A 19492-nucleotide genomic window follows, 5' to 3' on the forward strand; every position below is an offset into this window, starting at 1 on the left:
TGCTTCCTGCGTCGTTGCATATTGATGAGCCGACGCCGCATGTGGATTGGGGCAGTGGTGCGGTTCGGTTGTTGACGGAGGCTGTTGAGTGGCCTGTGTCGGATCGTCCGCGTCGGGTGGGTGTGTCCTCCTTCGGTGCCTCCGGTACCAACGCCCATCTGATCCTGGAACACACCCCGGAAGAGCCAACGGCACAGGCAGACACAACTGCATCGGATCCGTTGGGAGTTGTGCCGTGGGTCCTCTCCGCCCGTACTCCCGAAGCCCTGCACGCCCAGGCCACAGCACTGGTGGCGCGATACGAGGATGACACCGAAGCCACTCCCGTCGAGATCGGCTGGTCGCTGATCACCACACGTTCCGTGTTCGAACATCGCGCGGTGGTCCAGGGCGAGGACCACGAGGAGCTGATCGCGGCGGTGCGGGCGCTGGCCACCGGTGAGCCGGAGGCGGGTGCGGCGCTGTCCGGAGCCACGGTGACCATGAACGACACCGGCCCGGTGCTGGTGTTCCCGGGTCAGGGTTCGCAGTGGGTGGGGATGGGTGCCGGGCTGCTGGAGGCGTCGCCGGTGTTCGCTGAGCGGGTGGCCGAGTGTGAACGTGCTCTCGGTCCCTATGTGGACTGGTCGTTGACGGAGGTGTTGCGGGGGGTCGAGGGTGCCGCGGACCTCGGTCGGGTCGATGTGGTGCAGCCGGTGTTGTGGGCGGTGATGGTGTCACTGGCCGCGGTCTGGGCGGGGCATGGAGTGAAACCCGCTGCGGTGGTGGGTCATAGCCAGGGTGAGATCGCGGCGGCGGTGGTCGCGGGTGCGTTGTCGTTGGACGACGGTGCCAAGGTTGTGGCCGAGCGGAGCAAGGCCCTGCGACGGCTCGCCGGTGGCGGCGCCATGGCCTCCCTCGGCCTGAGCCAGGACGAGGCCGCCGACCTGCTCTCGGCGTTGTCCGGCCGGGCCGCCGGTGTGGGCACCGCCGCGGTCAACGGACCCGCTTCCACCGTGGTGTCAGGTCCACCCGAGCAGGTGGCAGCCGTGGTGGCGGCCTGTGAGGAGAGTGGCGAGCGGGCGCGGCTGATCGAGGTGGACTACGCCTCGCACGGCCCTCAGGTCGACGAGATCCATGACGAACTGATGCGTGTGCTGGACGGCATCAGCCCGGTCGGCACCACCGGTTCGGGCACGGTGTTCTACTCGACGGTGAGTGGCGGTCCGGTCGACACCGCCACCCTGGACACCGCCTACTGGGTGCGCAATCTGCGCGAGCGGGTGCGGTTCGCCGGCACCGTCGAGGCGCTGCTGACCGATGGCCACCGGGTGTTCATCGAGACCAGTACCCATCCCGTACTGACCCTGGGGATGCAGGAGACCTTCGAGGCGACCGGTGTCGAGGCGGTGACGGTGCCGACGCTGCGCCGTGACCACGGCGGCCGGGAGCAGTTGGTGCGCTCACTCGGTGAGGCGTTCATCGCCGGGATCGACGTCGACTGGACGTCCCTCTTCCCGGTCTCACCGCCTCCGCGGGTGGTGGAACTCCCCACCTACGCCTTCCAGCGTGAGCGCTACTGGCTGGACAGCCGTGGCGGCCGGGCGGGCGATCCCACCGATCTCGGTCTGACCTCCGCCGGACATCCGCTGCTGGGCGCCGCCGTGGAACTGGCCGACGGCAGCAGCCATGTGCTGACCGGCCGGATCTCCGCACGCACGAGCACCTGGCTCGGCGACCATGTGGTGGCGGGCACCGTGCTGGCGCCGGGAGCCGCGCTGGCCGAGTGGATGCTGCGGGCCGCGGACGAGGTCGGCTGTGGCGGGGTGGAGGAGCTGGCGCTCCAGGTCCCGCTGGTCCTGCCGGAGTCGGGCGCGCTGCGCGTCCAGGTGGTCGTGGGCGCGAGCGGTGCCGACGGCCGCCGCGAGGCACAGGTCTACTCCCGCCCCGATGACACCACCGGGGCGGACACCGGATGGGTCTGCCACGCGGAGGGTGTGCTGAGCCCGCCCGCGGACGGTGCGGACGAGGCGCCGGGGCTGGACGCGGCGTGGCCGCCGGCGGGTGCGCACCCGCTCGACGTGGACGGGTTCTACGAGCGGGTGGCGGCCTCGGGATACGCGTACGGGCCGTCGTTCCAGGGGCTGCGTGCCGTATGGCGGGACGGTTCCGATGTGCTCGCCGAAGTGACGCTGCCCGAGACCGCGGGGGACCCGGCCGGATTCGGCATCCACCCGGCCCTGCTGGACGCGGCCCTGCATCCGGCCCTGCTCATCGACCAGCTCGACACCGATGACACCGCCGGCACCGATGACCATGGCATCGAGCCGGGTGACAACCAGGTGTGGTTGCCCTTCGCCTGGAACGGTGTCGCGCTGTGGGCCGCCGGGGCGACGACCGTACGGGTCCGGCTCTCCCCCCGCCCGCAGACCGTGGAGGGTGAACGCGGACTGCGGATGACCGTGGCCGATGCCATCGGCGCTCCGGTGCTGACGGTCGACTCGGTGGCCATGCGGCCTGCCGGCGCCGACCAGCTGCGGATGGCGCACTCATCCCGCGCCGACAGCCTGTTCACCGTCGACTGGACCGTGCTGCCCCCCGCTCCGGAGACCGATGAGGCGGTGGCCGGGGCCGATGACTGGGCCGTCCTCGGCCCCGACGGCCACGTGGACCTGGCGGCGCTGATCGCGGCCCTCGACAGCGGTGGGCCCGTACCGTCGGTGGTTCTTGCCGATGTGCTGCCCCATCGCACATACGGCCACGCGCCGGGCATCGGCGACGACGCCCCACGGGCGGCTGCCGAGGGGCTGGCGCTCGCACAGCGCACCGTGGAACTGGTGCGGGACTGGCTGGCCGAACCGCGGCTTGCCGACGCACGGCTCGCGGTGCTGACGCGGGGCGCCGTCGCGGTGAACGGCCCCGTGGGGGATACGACCGGCGGCGGCCCCGTGGACGCGGCAGCCGCCGCGCTCTGGGGTCTCCTCCGCAGCGCCCAGTCCGAGAACCCCGGGCGTTTCCTTCTCGTGGATCTCGACCACGACGCCGGGAACACCGGTACGCATGACGAATCCGTCCGATCCGCCGTGGCGGGAGCCCTGCGGGCGGACGAACCCCAACTGGCCCTGCGGGCGGGCCGGGTGCTGGTGCCACGCCTCGTCCGCGCCGGTGCGGGAGGCGCCGGGCTGGTGGGCCCGGTCCGCCAGCCGGCGGCCTGGCGGCTGGACACCGCGGGCACCGCGACGCTGGAGAACGTGGCCCCGGTGGCCTGTCCGGAGGTGCTGGAGCCCCTGGAGGCCGGACAGGTGCGCGTCGCCGTTCACGCCGCCGGGGTCAACTTCCGGGATGTGCTGGTGAGTCTCGGCATGGTGCCCGGGCAGACCGGTCTCGGCGGTGAGGGCGCCGGAGTGGTGGTCGCCACCGGCCCGGACGTCACCGGTGTCGCCGTGGGCGACCGGGTCATGGGCGTCCTGGACCAGTCCTTCGGTCCGTTGGCGGTCACGGATGCCCGGCTCGTCGCGCCGATTCCGGCCGGCTGGAGCTTCCAGCAGGCGGCCGCCGCTCCCGTGGCGTATCTGACCGCTTGGTACGGGCTGGTCGAACTGGGCGGTCTCGGTGCGGATGAATCGGTGCTGATCCATGCCGCGACCGGTGGTGTGGGAACGGCGGCCGTGCGGATCGCCCGTCATCTGGGCGCGGAGATCTATGCGACCGCCGGACCCGGCAAACATCCGGTGCTGGAGTCCATGGGTATCGACGCCGCGCACCGCGCCTCCTCCCGTGACCTGGACTTCGAGGGCACCCTGCGCGAAGCCACCGGCGGACGCGGTGTGGATGTGGTGCTCAACAGCCTCACCGGGGAGTTCATCGACGCGTCGCTGCGGCTGCTCGCCGACGGCGGCCGGCTGCTGGAGATGGGCAAGACCGACCTCCGCGACCCGGATCTGATCGCGGCCACCCACCCCGGTGTGAGCTATCGCGTCTACGACCTGATCACGGGCGCGGGTCCGGACCTCATCCACCGCATGTGGCAGGAGTTGACCCGGCTCTTCGAGGCCGGGGCCCTGGAGCCGCTTCCGGTGCGTTCATGGCCGCTCAGCCGGGCGCAGGAGGCGCTGCGGTGCCTCAGTCAGGCCAGGCACACGGGCAAGCTGGTGCTGGACGTTCCCGCGCCGGTGGACCCCGATGGGACCGTTCTGATCACCGGTGGCACCGGCACCCTCGGCGGGCTCGTCGCCGAACACCTCGTCCGGGCGTGGAACATCGGCCATCTGCTCCTGGTGAGCCGCGGTGGTCCCGACGCGCCCGGTGCGAAGGAACTGATGGCCCACCTCGAGGAACTGGGCGCCGAGGTACGGATCGTCGCCGCGGACGTCACCGATGCCGAGGCGGTCAGGGAGCTGGTGGCGGGCGTTGATCCGGCGCATCCGCTGACCGGGGTCATCCATGCGGCGGGTGTGCTGGACGATGGCCTCATCACCTCGCAGACACCGGAACAGGTGGCTCGGGTGTGGGCGGCGAAGGCGACGGCCGCGGCTCATCTGCACGCCGCCACCGAGCATCTGCGGTTGGGGATGTTCGTGATGTTCTCCTCGGCAGCCGGTGTGATGGGCAGCCCGGGTCAGGCCAACTACGCGGCGGCCAATGCCTTCTGTGACGCGTTGGCCGCGCACCGGCAGGCCAGTGGACTGCCCGGGGTGTCCGTGGCATGGGGACTGTGGGCCGACGCCAGCGGTATGACCGGACACCTCGCCGAGACCGACCTCGCCCGGATGGCACGCTCCGGGATCGCGGCGATGCCCGGCGAACAGGCCCTGGAACTGCTGGACGCCGCGTGCTGGCACGGCGACCCGCAGCCCGCCGCCGTCCATCTGGACGTACGCACCCTGGCCGCGCAGCCCGCCGACACCCTGCCCGCACTGCTCCGGGCCCTTGTCGCCGACGGGACGGCCCCCCGGCGCACCGCCGCCACCGGACGTCCCGCGGCCGGTCTGGTCAGCCGGCTCGCCGGGCTTCCGCCGGAGGAGCAGCACCACGTCCTGCTCACGCTCGTCCGTACCCAGGCGGCAGCCGTCCTCGGCCACAGCGACATCGGGGCGGTGTCCGGCGACACCCCGTTCAAGGACATGGGATTCGACTCGCTGACCGCCGTCGAACTGCGCAACCGCCTCTCGGCGGACACCGGACTGCGACTGCCCGCCACCTTCGTCTTCCGGCACCCCACCCCGTCGGCCATTGCCGGGGAGTTGCGCGGGCAACTCTGCCCCGAGGGGGAGGCACCCCCGGCACCCGTCTTCGGCGAGCTGGAGAGGCTGGAGGCGGCGATGGCCGCGTTCGCCCCCGACGACGAGGCGCGCGGCAGGCTGGCCAAACGCCTGGAGACGCTGCTGTGGCGGCTGACCGACGGCTCCGCCGAGACCACCGCCGGACACACCGTGGACGACGGTGCCCTCGAGTCCGCGTCGGACGACGAGTTGTTCGAGTTCATCGACAGGGAACTGCCCTCTTGACCGCGAGTGAGGACTGATGTCGGGTACGGAAGACAAGCTCCGCCAGTATCTGCGCCGGGTCACGGTGGATCTCGGACAGGCTCGCCAGCGGCTGCGGGAGGTCGAGGAACGGTCCCAGGAGCCGCTGGCCGTGGTGAGCATGGCCTGCCGCTATCCGGGCGGGGTGAGCTGCCCGGAGGAGCTGTGGGAGCTGGTCTCCTCCGGCGGCGACGGGATCAGCGGGTTTCCCACCGACCGCGGCTGGGACCTGGAGGGGCTCTACCACCCGGACCCCGACCACCCGGGCACCAGCTACGTCCGGCACGGCGGGTTCCTGCGTGACGCCGATCGCTTCGACGCCGGCTTCTTCGGCATCAGCCCGCGGGAAGCGCTGGCCATGGACCCCCAGCAGCGGCTTCTGCTGGAGGTCTCCTGGGAGCTGTTCGAGCGCGCGGGCATCGATCCGACGGCGATGAGGGGCACCCCCACCGGTGTGTACGCGGGTGTCTCCAGCCAGGACTATCTGTCCCGGATGCCCCATGTGCCCGAGGGGTTCGAGGGCTACGCCACCACCGGCAGCCTGACCTCCGTGGTATCGGGCCGTGTGGCCTACACCTTCGGTCTGGAGGGCCCGGCGGTCACGGTGGACACCGCGTGTTCGTCGTCGCTCGTCGCCATGCACCTGGCGTGCCAGGCGCTGCGGCAGGGCGAATGCGAACTCGCGCTCGCGGGCGGTGTCACCGCACTCACCACCCCGACCGCGTTCGCCGAGTTCTCCCGGCAGCGCGGACTCGCTCCCGACGGACGCTGCAAGTCCTTCGCGGCGGGCGCGGACGGCACCGGTTTCTCCGAAGGTGTCGGGCTGGTGCTGCTGGAGCGGTTGTCGGACGCCCGGCGCAACGGCCACCGCGTGCTCGCGGTCATCCGTGGCTCGGCCGTCAACCAGGACGGCGCCAGCAACGGGCTCACCGCACCCAACGACGTCTCACAGGAGCGGGTGATCCGGCAGGCACTCGCGAACGCACGGCTCGCGCCCGACCAGGTGGACGCGGTGGAGGCCCATGGCACCGGGACCTCCCTGGGCGACCCCATCGAGGCCCAGGCACTGCTGGCCACATACGGGCGGGACCGTCCCGAGGACCGGCCACTGTGGCTGGGCTCGCTCAAGTCCAACATCGGACACGCCCAGGCGGCGGCCGGGGTGGCGGGCGTGATCAAGATGGTGATGGCCCTCCGGCACGAACGGCTGCCGGTCACCCTGCACATCGACGAACCGACGCCGCATGTGGAGTGGGACGGTGGCGGGGTGCGGCTGCTGACCGAACCGGTGGCATGGCCACAGGATGAGCGGCCGCGCCGCGCGGGCGTTTCCTCCTTCGGCATCAGCGGTACCAACGCCCATCTGATCGTGGAACAGGCACCGGCACCGGACGAGGACGAGCTCGAGGAGCCGGTCGAGCCGACGGACGGCGCGATGCCCGGTGTGCTGCCGTGGGTGCTGTCGGCGCGTGGTCAGCGGGCCCTGTGCGGCCAGGCGGCCGCGCTCGCGGCCCACACCGTCGCCGATCCCCGGCTGACGGCATCCGAGGTCGGCTGGTCGCTGACCACCACCCGGTCGGTGCTCGATCACCGGGCCGTGGTGCTGGGTGAGGACCGGGACCAACTCCTCGCGGCCGTGGAGGCGCTGGCCGCGGGGGAGGCCCATCCAGGTGTGATCCACCCCGGCCGTTCCGCGCACTCCATGGACCTGGGGCCGGTGCTGGTGTTCCCGGGTCAGGGTTCGCAGTGGGTGGGGATGGGTGCCGGGCTGCTCGATGTCTCGCCGGTCTTCGCTGAGCGGGTGGCCGAGTGTGAACGTGCTCTCGGTCCCTATGTGGACTGGTCGTTGACGGAGGTGCTGCGGGGGGTCGAGGGTGCCGCGGACCTCGGTCGGGTCGATGTGGTGCAGCCGGTGTTGTGGGCGGTGATGGTGTCACTCGCCGCGGTCTGGGCGGGGCATGGGGTGAAACCCGCTGCGGTGGTGGGTCATAGCCAGGGTGAGATCGCGGCGGCGGTGGTCGCGGGCGCGTTGTCGTTGGACGACGGTGCCAAGGTCGTGGCCGAGCGGAGCAAGGCCCTGCGACGGCTCGCCGGTGGCGGCGCCATGGCCTCCCTCGGCCTGAGCCGGGAGCAGGTCACCGACCTGCTCACCCGGCTGGGTGACGACGCGACCGATGTCGGGGTGGCCGCCGTCAACGGACCGGCCTCCACGGTGATTTCCGGTCCGCCCGGACAGGTCGCCCGTGCCGTGACCGGGTGCCAGGACAACGGTGACCGGGCTCGGCTGATCGAGGTGGACTACGCCTCGCACAGCCCCCAGGTGGATGAGATCGCCGATGAGCTGCGGGAGGTGCTGGCCGGGATCCGGCCGACCACGTCCACCGTGGCCTTCTACTCGACGGTCAGCGGCGGCCGCCTCGACACCACGGCGCTCGACACCGGCTACTGGGTGACCAATCTGCGGGAGCCGGTGCGGTTCGCCGATGCCGTGGCGGCCCTCCTCGCCGATGGTCACCGGCTGTTCATCGAGGCCAGCACCCACCCCGTACTGACCGTCGGCATGCAGGAGACCTTCGAGGAGGCGGGGAGCGAAGCCGTCACCGTCCCCACGCTCCGCCGGGACCACGGCGGCAGGACGCAGCTGGCGCAGTCGCTCGCCCAGGCGTACACCGCCGGGGCGGCCGTCGACTGGACCACGCTCTGGCCGTCCGGCGCGGGGACACCCCGCACCGTCGACCTGCCCACCTATGCCTTTCAGCGGGAGCGTTACTGGCTGCCCGACTCGGTGTCGTTCGACACCGCGGTCACGGCCGACGAGGACGAGTCGCGCTTCTGGGCCGCCGTCGAGGGCGGTGATCTGGACGCGCTCGGCGAGACGCTGAGCCTCACCGCGGACGGCGGTCACCGCTCCGCACTGGGAGAGGTTCTGCCCGCGCTCTCGCAGTGGCGGCGGTCGCGGGGGGAGCGCTCCACCGTGGACTCCTGGCGCTACCGCCTCACCTGGCAGCCGCTGGACCACACGGATCCGGCTGACATCGGCCCCTGGCTGCTGATCCGCCCGGAGGGCCGCGCCGAGGGATGGGCCGAGGTGTGCGCCGGGGCGTTGAGCGCCGACGGGGCCACGGTGCACCGGCTGGAGGTGCCAGACACCGTCGACCGGCAGACCCTCACGGAACTGCTGCGCTCCGTACGCGCCGATATGGCGCGACCGCCGGCGGGAGTGCTGTCGCTGCTGGCCCTCGACGACAAGGAAGGCGAGCCCGCCGTCGAGGTGGCGTCCGGGCTCACCGGCACCCTCACCCTGCTCCAGGCCCTCGCGGAGGCGGCTCTCGACGCACCGCTGTGGTGCGCCACCCGTGGCGCCGTCTCCACCGGCGACGGTGACCCGCTGGACCATCCGGCGCAGGCCCAGCTATGGGGCCTGGGCAGGGTGGCGGCACTCGAACTGCCCGAGGTGTGGGGCGGGCTGCTGGATCTGCCCGTCTCCCCCGACGAGGTGGTTCCCGAGCGGCTGCGCGGTGTCCTCGCCGCGGGGACCGGCGAGGACCAGGTGGCGCTGCGCGCCGAGGGAGCGTTCGGCCGCAGGCTGGTGCCCGCCCCGGTCGGGAGCGGTGTGCCGGAGCGGTCCTGGACACCCGGCGACACCGTGCTCATCACGGGCGACGCCGACGGCCCCGCCGCCCATGTCGCCCGCTGGACGGCCACCGAGGGGGCACGGCATGTGGTGCTGCTCGGCCCCGCCCGGGGCAACGGACCCGGCACCGCCGAACTGACGGCGGAACTCGCCGCGCTCGGCGCACGGCTGACCGTCGCCGACTGCGCACCCGCCGACCGGGACGGTGTGGTCCGGCTGGTCGAGGAGCTCTCCGCGTCGGGTGACCGTGTCCGCACCGTCGTCCACACCGCGGCCTCCGCCGAACTGACCGCGCTGCTGGACCTCACACCGGAACGGCTGGCCGCCGGGGTCTCCGGCCAACTGGCGGACACCGCACCGTGGCTGGCCGAGCTCTGCGGCCTGGAGGCCACTGACACCGTGGTCCACTTCTCCACCGTCGCCACCGCATGGGGCAGCAAGGACCACGGTGCCTACGCGGCCGCCGCCGCCTTCCTCGACGCGCTGGCACAGCGGGCCCGCGCCGAGGGCCGGTCCACGGTGTCCCTCGCCTGGGGCCTGTGGGATCTGGCGTGGGATCCGAAGGACGAAGGCCGTACCGACCTGGAGGGACAGGGCGATGCCCTGGGCGTACACACCGAGCGTTCCCGGCGGCAGGGGCTGGCCCCCCTGGAGCCCCGGCTCGCGCTGACGGCGCTGCGTCAGGCTCTCGACCACCGCGACCCCGCCCTGGTCGTCGCCGATATCGGCTGGGAGCGGTTCGTATCCCTCTTCACCCTGGCCAGGACGAGCAGGCTGTTCGACGGGATACCGGCCGCCCGTCAGGCGGTGGGTTCCGGAGACGACCCCGCCGACGGCGGTGGTGACGAGGCGGCCGCCCTGCGTCAGGAAGTGGCCGCGTTGCCCGGGGAGGAGCGGTCCGGGAGGCTGCTGGCGCTCGTCCGCTCCCATGTGGCGGCCGTCCTCCACTATCCGTCGCCGGAGGCGGTCGAACCGGACCGCCCTTTCAAGGAGTTGGGGTTCGACTCCATCGCCGCGGTCGAGCTCCGCAACCGGCTGCGTGCCGCCACCGGGCTGCGCCTGTCCACGACGGTGGTCTTCGACTATCCGACACCGGACGCGCTGGCCGGCCATCTGCTGGCGCATGTGCTCCCGGAGGAGTCGGCGACGGACCACCCCGCGCTCGGACACGTCGAAGGACTGGAGACGGCGCTGGCCGGTCTCACCGCCGGGGATCCGCGCCGCGCTGGCCTGGTGAACCGGTTGCAGGCCCTGCTGTGGAAGTACACCGACACCGCGGACGCGCCCGGCGACGAGCCGGTGGACGGTGACGACCTCACCGCGGCGACCGCCGATGAGATGTTCGCGCTCCTCGACCGTGAGCTGGGAGCCTGACCGGCCGGAGCGCGACAGAACACATGACCCCCGTACGGCGCCGCCGTACGGGGGTCACGCGCGACGGTTACCTCGTGGTGGGGGCCGCCTGCCCCGCCGTACGGGCGAGCTCGAGCAGATCGTCGGCCACCCGCTTGGGATGCTGGGCGTGGAGGTCGTGTTCGGAGTCGGGGTACTCCCGCATGGTGGCGTCGCGCAGCTCCGCCGTGGTGGTGAGGATGCGCGAGCGGATGCGCTCCGCCCACCGCGGGTCCGCTCCCTTGGGGATGGCGGGCATCAGCAGGGTGGGTGCCTCGACGGCCGCGTACCAGGGCCCCGGCGGTTCGTTCCAGATGCTCCGCAGGATCGACATGTGCTGTTCGATGGACATGCGCCGGGACAGCGAACCGTCCGGGTTGACGCGCATGGTGGCCACCGCGGCGTCGATGGCGGCGGGGGACCAGTCGGGGTGGATGGCGCGGAAGTAGTCGGTGACGCTCTGCACGGTGGCGCCGTCCAGAGAGGCCGGACGCAGCGCGCCGGTGAACGCCTCCCAGGAGTTGAAGGTCTTGGCCGGTTCGAGCCAGCCGCCGTCGACCAGGGCGAGCGCGGCGACGAGTCCGGGGTGCTCGGCGGCCAGCCGGACGGAGACGTTGCCGCCCCAGGAGTGTCCGGCGACGACCACCCGGCCGAGACCGAGGGCGGCGGTGGCCGCCACCAGGTCGGCCACCGCCGTCGGAGTGTCGTACCCCTCCTCAGGAGTGTCGGACTCCCCATGGCCCCGCAGATCGACCGCGTACACCGGATGCCCCGCGGCGGCCAGATGATCGGCGACCTCGTCCCACAGCCGGGCGCTGGAGGCCATGCCGTGTACCAGGAGGAAGGGGAGCGATGCGGTTCCCGGCCGGTGCCGGAAATGCAATGTCACATCGTCGGTTACGGGCACGGAAAGATCCATGAGGAAATTCTAGCCCGCCGTCAGAACCTCTTTCGAGGGCTGAGGATGTGATGTCCGCGCGGATTAGGGGCACTTAAGGACGGCGCGGGACACTTGCCCTGAGCTGGATCGCCTGAGCTCAGGAGAGGCCGGGGACCGCTTGGCATTCTGTCGGCGCCGCAAAGGATATGCCGCAAGGGGCATCCGTGAAAGCGGACGTCAATTCCGCCGTATCCGGGACCCCGTCGGGCGATTCGTGCCGATTGCCGACCGTAGACTCCGAGCCTGAAGTGAGGCGCCGTGTATCCCCCGGATTCCAGGTTCGCCCGTGTCGAGAACATCGACCTCACCGACTTGTCCTTCTGGGCCCGACCGTACGGCGATCGCGACGCGGCCTTCGCGGCGCTGCGCCGGAGGCCGGAGCCTGTCCTCTTCCATGAGCCGGCCATGCCGGGGTTCGCCCACGGTTCCGGCTACCACGCGATGGTGCGGCACGCCGATATCGCCGAGGTGAGCCGGCGGCCGCAGGATTTCGGCTCCCTCCCCACCGCGATCAGCATCGTCGACCTGCCGGAGGAGTTCAACAGCTTCTTCGGTTCGATGATCAATATGGACAATCCTCAGCACGCCCGCCTGCGGCGGCTGGTCTCCCGTGCGTTCGGCCGCGGAATGGCGGCGGAGTTCGAGGTCGCCTCGCACAAGGCGGCACGACGGATCGTCGACGATCTGATCGCGGAGGGTCCGGGCGACTTCGTCCGCAAGGTCGCCGCGATCATGCCCATCGCCGTGCTCAGCGGGATGATGGGAATTCCCCGTGACGACTACGAGTTCATCTACGACCGGTCCAACGTCATCGTCGGAACGTTCGACCCCGAATACGTACCGCGTCCGGACCAGGCGACGGCCGCCCTGCTGAAGACCTCGCACGAACTCGCGGACTACATCTCCCGGCTCGCCGCGGACCGGACCCGCAACCCCACCGGGGACCTGGTCACCCGGCTGGTGCAGGCGCAGATCGACGGTGAGCGGCTGAGCCCCGAGGAACTCTCCTCCTTCTTCATCCTGCTCGTCGTGGCCGGAATGGAGACCACCCGCAACGCCATCTCCCGCGGTCTGGTGCTGCTGACCGAACACCCCGAGCAGCGTGAACTCCTGCTCTCCGACTTCGACAAGTACGCCCCCGGCGCGGTGGAGGAGATCCTGCGGGTCGCCACCCCCATCAACTGGATGCGCCGCACTGTCACCCGCGACTGCGAGGTGAACGGCAACCGGTTCACGGAGGGCGACAAACTGCTGCTCTTCTACTGGTCCGCCAACCGGGACGAGGAGGTCTTCACCGACCCCTACCGGTTCGACATCACCCGTGACCCCAATCCCCATATGAGCTTCGGATCCGTGGGCCCGCACTTCTGCCTGGGCGCCCACCTCGCCCGGATGGAGGTCACCGTGCTCTTCCGGGAGCTCTTCGCCCGGCTCCCGGAGATCCGCACCGTCGGTGCGCCCCGGCGGCTGGTGGCCAGCTTCGTGGAGGCCATCAAACACGTGGACTGCACGTTCTGACGGCTCCGGGGCGGCGCACCGGGCGCGCGCGTGGCGAACACGAGGACGCCGCGTGGAAGGGGATCGCTCCCCGTCCACGCGGCGTCCTCGTCATGGGCCGCCCGGCTACGCCGTGGCGCCGTCACCGGAGTTGACCGCCGTGTATGCCTCGGCCAGATAGTGACCCAGCTGGGCGGGGGTGGGGTACTCGAGGATGGCGACGAGGGGGATCTCCACGTCGGTCAGGGTCATGAGGTTGCGGGTGAGCTCCAGTGCGGTGAGCGAGGTCAGACCGTTCTCCAGGAAGTTGCTGTCACCGTCGATCGGCTGGGGAGCCAGGATGTCGGCGAGCTGTGTCCGGACGGTCTCCCGCAGGATGTCCTCACGCTCCTGCGGAGTGGCGATGGAGAGCGCCTGGTGCAGCGCCGCACCGTCGAGTTCGGTCGTGCTGTTGTCCTTCTCGCTGCTGTCCGTGTGCATGGCGGATCCGTTCGTTCGTCGGGATGCGGTGGCGTCGCCGGTGGCGTGGTCATTGACTGCGCTGGGTACGTCCATGGGATCTCCCGCCTGATGGGGGCTGAAGGCCGGAAACGTCATCGAAGAGCCGATCCGTTCCCCGTTCCGAAGCCTGTGCCGTGAGCCATTTCTCGTCGAGGTCCGCGAGGACCAGGGCCTCCGCGTCCGCCTCGACCGCCTGTCGCAGCAGCGCGGCCGCGGAGTGCGCGGGCAGCGCCGACATCCCGTGGCCGCGCAGCCGCCGGGCGATCTCAGGGGCCGTGCCGGGGCCGTCGAGCGCACCCCAGCACACCGACACCGCCGGCACTCCGCGCGCCCGCAACTCCTCGGCGAGCGCGTGCAGATGAGCGTGGGCCGGGGCCTGGTTGCCGAGTCCGGGTACGGGCAGGACCCCCACGGCCGAGGAGCAGAGCACCAGGGCCGACAGTTCGGTGGTCCGGGCGAGCGCACACAGGTTCGCCGCCCCGGCCACCGTGACCGGCCACTCATCGGTGATCCGCGCCGGGTCCAGCGGTCCCGCCGCCTCGCCGAGCGGCGCGGTCAGATGCAGGACGGCGGTCAGCGGGCACTCCCGCGGGATATCGGCGACGGCGGTGGCGAGGGCGTCGGCGTCCGCCGGATCCACGGCGGCCACGGACACCCCGACACCCGAGGCGGTCACCTCGGCCACCAGGCCGTCGGCGGGCGCCGCGGTACCGATGAGCAGCAGATGCCCGGCGCCCGCGCGCGCCGCCCAACGGGCCGTGTCCGCGCCCAACGGGGTGTCCGCGCCGGTGATCAGCACCGTGCCGCGCACCGTCCAGTCGCCCGGTGCGCGGTGTCCGGGGGTGTTCCGGACCAGACGCCGCGCGAGGCTGCTGTCGGCGCGTACGGCCACCTCGTCCTCGCCGTGAGCCGCCGTCAGCACACCGGCGAGCCGCCGTCCGGCCCGTTCGTCGAAGCGCCGGGGGAGATCGACCAGTCCGCCCCGGAGTCCGGGGTGCTCACCGGCCAGCGCGCCACCCAGAGCCCAGACCTGGGCCTGGTCGGGCCGGACCGCCGGGTCCCCGCGGTCCACGCTCACCCCGCCGCGGGTGGCGATCCACACCGGGGCTCCGACCCCGGCCCGTTCCAGCGCCTCCACCAGCCCGATCGTGGGGGCGAGCGCGGGGCTCGGCCCGTGGTCGCCCGGTGGCTGTCCGCCGTCCACGGCGAGGAGGGAGAGCACCCCCTCCACCGGGCGGCCGACGGCCTGCGCGAGCGGCCCGGGACCGGAACCGACCGCCGTGGAGAAGGCGTCGAGGGCGTCCGCGCAGACGACCACCTCCGCGCCGTGGTCGCGCAGGGCGTCCGCGACGGCGATGGCCACGGGCTCCGCCGACGGTTCGTCGGAGACCACCACGAGCCAGGTGCCCGACAGCCGCGGTGCCACCACGTCGGCCAGGGCCTTCCAAGCGACGCGGAAGCGGCAATCACGCTGCCGCCGCCAGGCCGCCAGGGCCGGAAGGACCTCCCGCAGAGCGGTGTGACGTTCGGCCGGGAGACCCAGGGACCGTGTCAGCGCCGGGAGATCGCCGGTGTCCACGGCGTCCCAGAACGCGCCGTCGACCCATGACTCCACTTCCGCCGGTCCGTCCTCCGGGGTCTCGTTCTCCAGCCAGAAGCGGCGGCCCTGGAAGGCGTAGGTGGGCAGTTCGACCGTACGGGGAGCGGGGAGGCTGCCGAAGAACGCCGTCCAGTCGACGGTGATTCCCGCGGTGTGCAGCCGGGCCAGGACATCGGTCAGGGACCGCATCTCGGAGCCTTCGCCGTGGAAGGGCGACAGGGCCGCGGCGGACGACGGCAGGGGTTCGGGCCCCAGGTCCCACACCAGGGATCCGTCCTCCAGCGCGGCGATGGGGTCCTCCCCTGGGGGCGGCCCGGTGGGCCGCTCGCGCCGTGCCCAGTAGTCGGCGGTGGCGATGCGTTCGTCGAGGGGGCGGCCGGTGACCCCGCTCAGAACCGGGACGACCGGCTGCTGACAGACCACACCACGGACCCCGGAGCGGGAGTCGGCGGCGACCAGTCGGCAGGCGTCGGGCAGATCCAGCACACCGGCGATATGCGCGGCGGCGATCTCGCCCAGGGCATGGCCCATCACCGCGTCCGGACGCAGCCCCAGTGACTCCAGCAGCCGGGCCACGGCGATATGCCGGGCGAACAGCCCGGCCCGCGAAGCGAGGGCCCCCGGCCCGCCCTTCACCCCGAGCAGACCGCAGACCTCGTCGAACGCCACGGCGAACACCGGGAAGCGCTCGTACAGCTCCGCCCCGGCCCCGGTACGGTCCGGACCCTCGCCGCCGAAGACGAACACCGTCCTGCCGGCGGAGCCCGCCGTGCCCGGACCGACCAGCCCCGGCCCGGCCACGGCCGGATGCGGCTCGTCGTCGGCCAGCGCGCCGAGCCCCGCCCGCAGCTCGTCGAGGCCGTGCCCCACCACGACCGCGCGGTGCTCGAACACCGAGCGGGTGGTGGCCAGCGACCAGCCCACATCGACCGGTGACGGACCCGGGCCGGCGGCCGTGTGCGCGGCCAGCGCCCGCGCCTGGCCGCGCAGCGCGGCCGCGCTGCGCGCCGACAGCACCCAGGGCACCACACCCGCCGACGGCGCCGTGGCGCCATCCGCCTCGGTCTCCTCCGGATCGGGGGACGGCTGCTCCAGGATCACATGCGCATTGGTGCCGCTCGCACTGAAGGAGGACACCGCGGCCCGCCGCGCCCGCTCGATCCGCGGCCACGCCGTCCGCTCCGTCAGCAGCCGCACGGCGCCCTTGCGCCAGCTCACCAGCCGGGTGGGCCGGTCGATGTGCAGCGACTCCGGCAGCACACCGTGCCGCATCGCCATCACCATCTTGATCACCCCCGCCATACCGGCGGCCGCCTGGGTGTGACCGATGTTCGACTTCACCGAGCCCAGCAGCAGCGGCCGGTCCTCCGGCCGGTCCTGACCGTAGGTGGCCAGCAGCGCCTGGAGTTCGATGGAGTCGCCGAACGCGGTACCGGTGCCGTGCGCCTCCACCGCGTCCACATCGGCCGTGGCCAGCCGGGCCCGGCTCAACGCGTCGCGGATGAGCTGCTGTTGGGCCGGGCCGTTGGGCGCGGCCATCCCGGTGCTGGCGCCGTCCTGGTTGACCGCCGAGCCGCGGATGACCGCGAGCACGCGGTGGCCGTTGCGCCGGGCGTCCGACAGCCGTTCCAGCAGGACGAGTCCGGCACCCTCGCCGTACACCATGCCGTCGGCGGCGTCCGCGAACGCCTTGCACCGCACATCGGGGGAGAGCTGCCGCTGGCTGGAGGCCACCTGGAACACGCTCGCGGTGTAGAGGACGGCCGCGCCGCCCGCCAGCGCCAGGGTGCAGTCCCCCTGGCGCAGCGCCTGCCCCGCCTGATGCATCGCCACCAGCGATGAGGAGCACGCGGTGTCCAGGGTGACCGCCGGGCCCTGGAGCCCCAGGGTGAACGCCACCCGTCCCGACGACACGCTTCCGGCATTGCCGTTGCCCACCGGCCCCAGCAGACCCTCGGGGATCTCGTCCAGCCGGGAGGCGTAGTCGTGGTACATCACCCCGGTGTACACACCGGTGGAACTGCCGCGCAGGGTGGACGGGGCGATACCCGCGCTCTCCACGGCCTCCCAGGCCAGTTCCAGCAGCATCCGCTGCTGCGGCTCGATGGCCGCCGCCTCCCGGTCGCCGATGTCGAAGAAGCCCGCGTCGAACGCGGCGGCGTCCCGCACGAAGCCGCCCGCGCGCACGATGGAGGTGCCGTGGTGGCCGGGATCGGGGTGGTAGAGGTTCTCCAGGTCCCAGCCGCGGTCGGTGGGGAAGGCGGAGACCGCGTCCCGCCCCTCGGCCACCAGCTCCCACAGTTGTTCGGGGGTGCGCACACCACCGGGGAACCGGCAGGCCATGCCCACGATCGCGATCGGCTCCTGCCGCTCCGAGCGGGCCTCCTCGAGCTGTTGCCTGGTGCGGTGGAGTTCGGCCGTCGTCCACTTGAGGTAGTCGACGAGCTTCTCTTCGTTCGTCATGAGCCGCCCACACCCGCCGTGCTCCGTGGATTGAGGTCGACCAGCGCCAGCTCCTCGGGGGTGAACGGTGGTGCGGTCAGCTCCGGGAGCACCTGGTCCTTGTGCATCAGCGACAGGAACCGGCTGGAGGCCAGCTCGGACTGCGGAGCGGTCAGACTGATGACGTCCGTCACCACGTCGCACACCGCCGAGGAGCGGATCGAGCGGTCGGCGATGAGGTCGGAGAAGCGCTGCCGCGCGGCCACCCCGCCGCTCAGCCGTGGATCGGTCGCGTTGACCCGGCAGTTGACGTACTCCACGTCCTTGGACGCGGCCATGATCCACGGATCGTCCACCACCGCGCTGATGGCTCGCTGGGCCCGGTGGGTGGCGGCGGGATCGGCTCCTGATTCCCGCAGCTCACCGTCCAGGGCGTCGGCCGCCCGTGCCGCGGCGCTCAGACCGTGGCCGTAGATGGGATTGAACGCGGCCAGCGCGTCCCCGAGGACGAGCAGCCCCTCCGGCCAGCCCTCCAGCCGTTCCGGGTAGAGCCGCCGGTTGGCGCCGACCCGGGAGACGGCCACCGAGGTGAGCGGCTCCGCCCGGCTGATGAGATCGGCGACCAGCGGATGGCGCAGACTCTCCGCGTACGGCAGGAAGGCGTCGTCCTGCGTGGGCAGTCCGGCGCCGCGGGTGCAGGACAGCGTCACCATCCAGGTGCCGTCCTCCTGCGGGTACACCACTCCGAAGCGGCCCGGCTCGCGCAGCCGGTGGTCGGCCGCCACGTTGACCGCGGGGAACCCGGCGGCGGCGCCGGGCGGCGCCTGGTAGACCCGGGTGGCGTACGCGATGCCCGCGTCGACCACGTCCTCCTCCAGCGGAGGCAGCTCCAGCGCCGACAGCCAGTGGCGCAGCCGTGAGCCACGCCCCGACGCGTCGATCACCACATCCGCTTCCAGGGTCTCGACGGCGCCGCCGTCCATGTCGCGCAGCCGCACCCCGGTGATCCGCTTGGCGTCCCCGACGAGATCGAGGATCTCGGTGCGCTGCCGCAGCGATATCCGCCCCTCGGCCAGGATCCGGTCACGGACCATCCAGTCCAGGAACGGCCGGGTGCACATGATGGCGTACTGCCGCGCCGGGAAGCGGTGCTGCCAGCCGTGGGACGTCAGGGTCACCAGGTCCTGGTGGAAGCCGACCCGGCGGGCGCCCGCGTCCAGCAGCCCGTCGATCGTGCCGGGCAGCAGTGCGTCGACGATCCGCGCACCGCTCGACCACAGCACGTGGACGTGGCGCGCCTGTGGCGATCCCTTGCGGTGCCGGGGCCCGTCCGGCAGCACATCGCGCTCCACGACGGTGACGCTCTCCAGGTGGCGGGCCAGCACATGGGCAGCCAGCAACCCCGCCCAGCCTCCGCCCAAGACGATTCCGTGCTTCCGTTCGGTCATGGTTCTGCTCGTGTCCCTTCACCGCTTGCGGCCGGTCAGGTCCGGCTCGGGCTGCCCTTGGCGTTGACCATCTGCGCGAGGTTCTGGGTGACGGCCATGAAGTGGGCGACACCGGTGAGTTCGGGACCGTCGCCCACCTTGGTGTCCGTGATCCCCCAGAACGCCTGGGCGTGGTGGACCAGTCCGTCGTCGCCCAGCTCGATCACACCGATGATGCTGAAGGTCAGCTTGGTCGGCTTCAGGACCGTGACCGTCGTGGGCACCGCCACCCGCCGTCCGTCCATCGAGGTGACCGGGCGGCCCGGGGTCTCGTGCACCTGGCACTCGATGGACCAGGCGATGTGTTCGCGCAGCGCGTCCTTGCCGATCAGCGGGGGCGCGCCCACCGGGTCCTCGAAGACGATGTCGTCCGAGAACAGCTCCAGGACGGCTTCGACGTCGCCCGCGTTCATTCGCGCCGCGTACTCCAGCGCCATCTTCTTGAGGGTCGCCTCATCGGCCATGGCCGCCTCCTGTACGGATCCGGGGTGGTGG

8 protein-coding genes are annotated in these 19492 nt (G+C 72.0%); 3 read left to right on the forward strand and 5 right to left on the reverse strand.

Translation table 11 applies throughout. The features are described from left to right. Positions 1-5486 (forward strand): SDR family NAD(P)-dependent oxidoreductase (locus NMK44_RS41070; protein WP_254753192.1); only part of this gene is annotated, 5486 nt, incomplete at its 5' end. Between the two features lie 16 nt (positions 5487-5502). Continuing rightward, positions 5503-10512 (forward strand): type I polyketide synthase, encoded by a 5010-nt coding sequence (locus NMK44_RS41075; RefSeq protein WP_254753194.1) that lies wholly within the window; start codon positions 5503-5505, stop codon positions 10510-10512. Between the two features lie 67 nt (positions 10513-10579). Here NMK44_RS41075 and NMK44_RS41080 read toward each other — a convergent pair whose 3' ends face one another. Further along, entirely contained in the window at positions 10580-11449 is an 870-nt protein-coding gene (locus NMK44_RS41080) for an alpha/beta fold hydrolase (RefSeq protein WP_302889223.1), read from the reverse strand. A 279-nt stretch (positions 11450-11728) separates the two neighbouring features. Between NMK44_RS41080 and NMK44_RS41085 the strand changes: the two genes are divergently transcribed. Continuing rightward, positions 11729-12988, forward strand: coding sequence for a cytochrome P450 (locus tag NMK44_RS41085; RefSeq protein ID WP_254753197.1), 1260 nt, complete (start codon positions 11729-11731; stop codon positions 12986-12988). Positions 12989-13093: 105 nt separating this feature from the next. Here the strand turns inward: NMK44_RS41085 and NMK44_RS41090 are convergent, their stop codons facing one another. From NMK44_RS41090 to NMK44_RS41105, 4 genes are read right to left on the reverse strand one after another with little or no spacing between them, the layout of a single operon-like run. Next, positions 13094-13447, reverse strand: coding sequence for an acyl carrier protein (locus NMK44_RS41090; RefSeq protein ID WP_254753199.1), 354 nt, complete (start codon positions 13445-13447; stop codon positions 13094-13096). Positions 13448-13496: 49 nt separating this feature from the next. After that, positions 13497-17531, reverse strand: coding sequence for a type I polyketide synthase (locus NMK44_RS41095; RefSeq protein WP_254753201.1), 4035 nt, complete (start codon positions 17529-17531; stop codon positions 13497-13499). Next, positions 17528-18958 (reverse strand): NAD(P)/FAD-dependent oxidoreductase, encoded by a 1431-nt coding sequence (locus tag NMK44_RS41100; RefSeq protein WP_254753203.1) that lies wholly within the window; start codon positions 18956-18958, stop codon positions 17528-17530. Before NMK44_RS41100 ends, NMK44_RS41095 begins: the two co-directional genes overlap by 4 nt. Positions 18959-18993: 35 nt before the next feature. After that, complete coding sequence (locus NMK44_RS41105) at positions 18994-19461, reverse strand: nuclear transport factor 2 family protein (protein WP_254753205.1); 468 nt, start codon at positions 19459-19461, stop codon at positions 18994-18996. Positions 19462-19492: the final 31 nt, after the last annotated feature.

Source organism: Streptomyces cucumeris, from assembly GCF_024295805.1.
Lineage (GTDB): Bacteria > Actinomycetota > Actinomycetes > Streptomycetales > Streptomycetaceae > Streptomyces > Streptomyces cucumeris.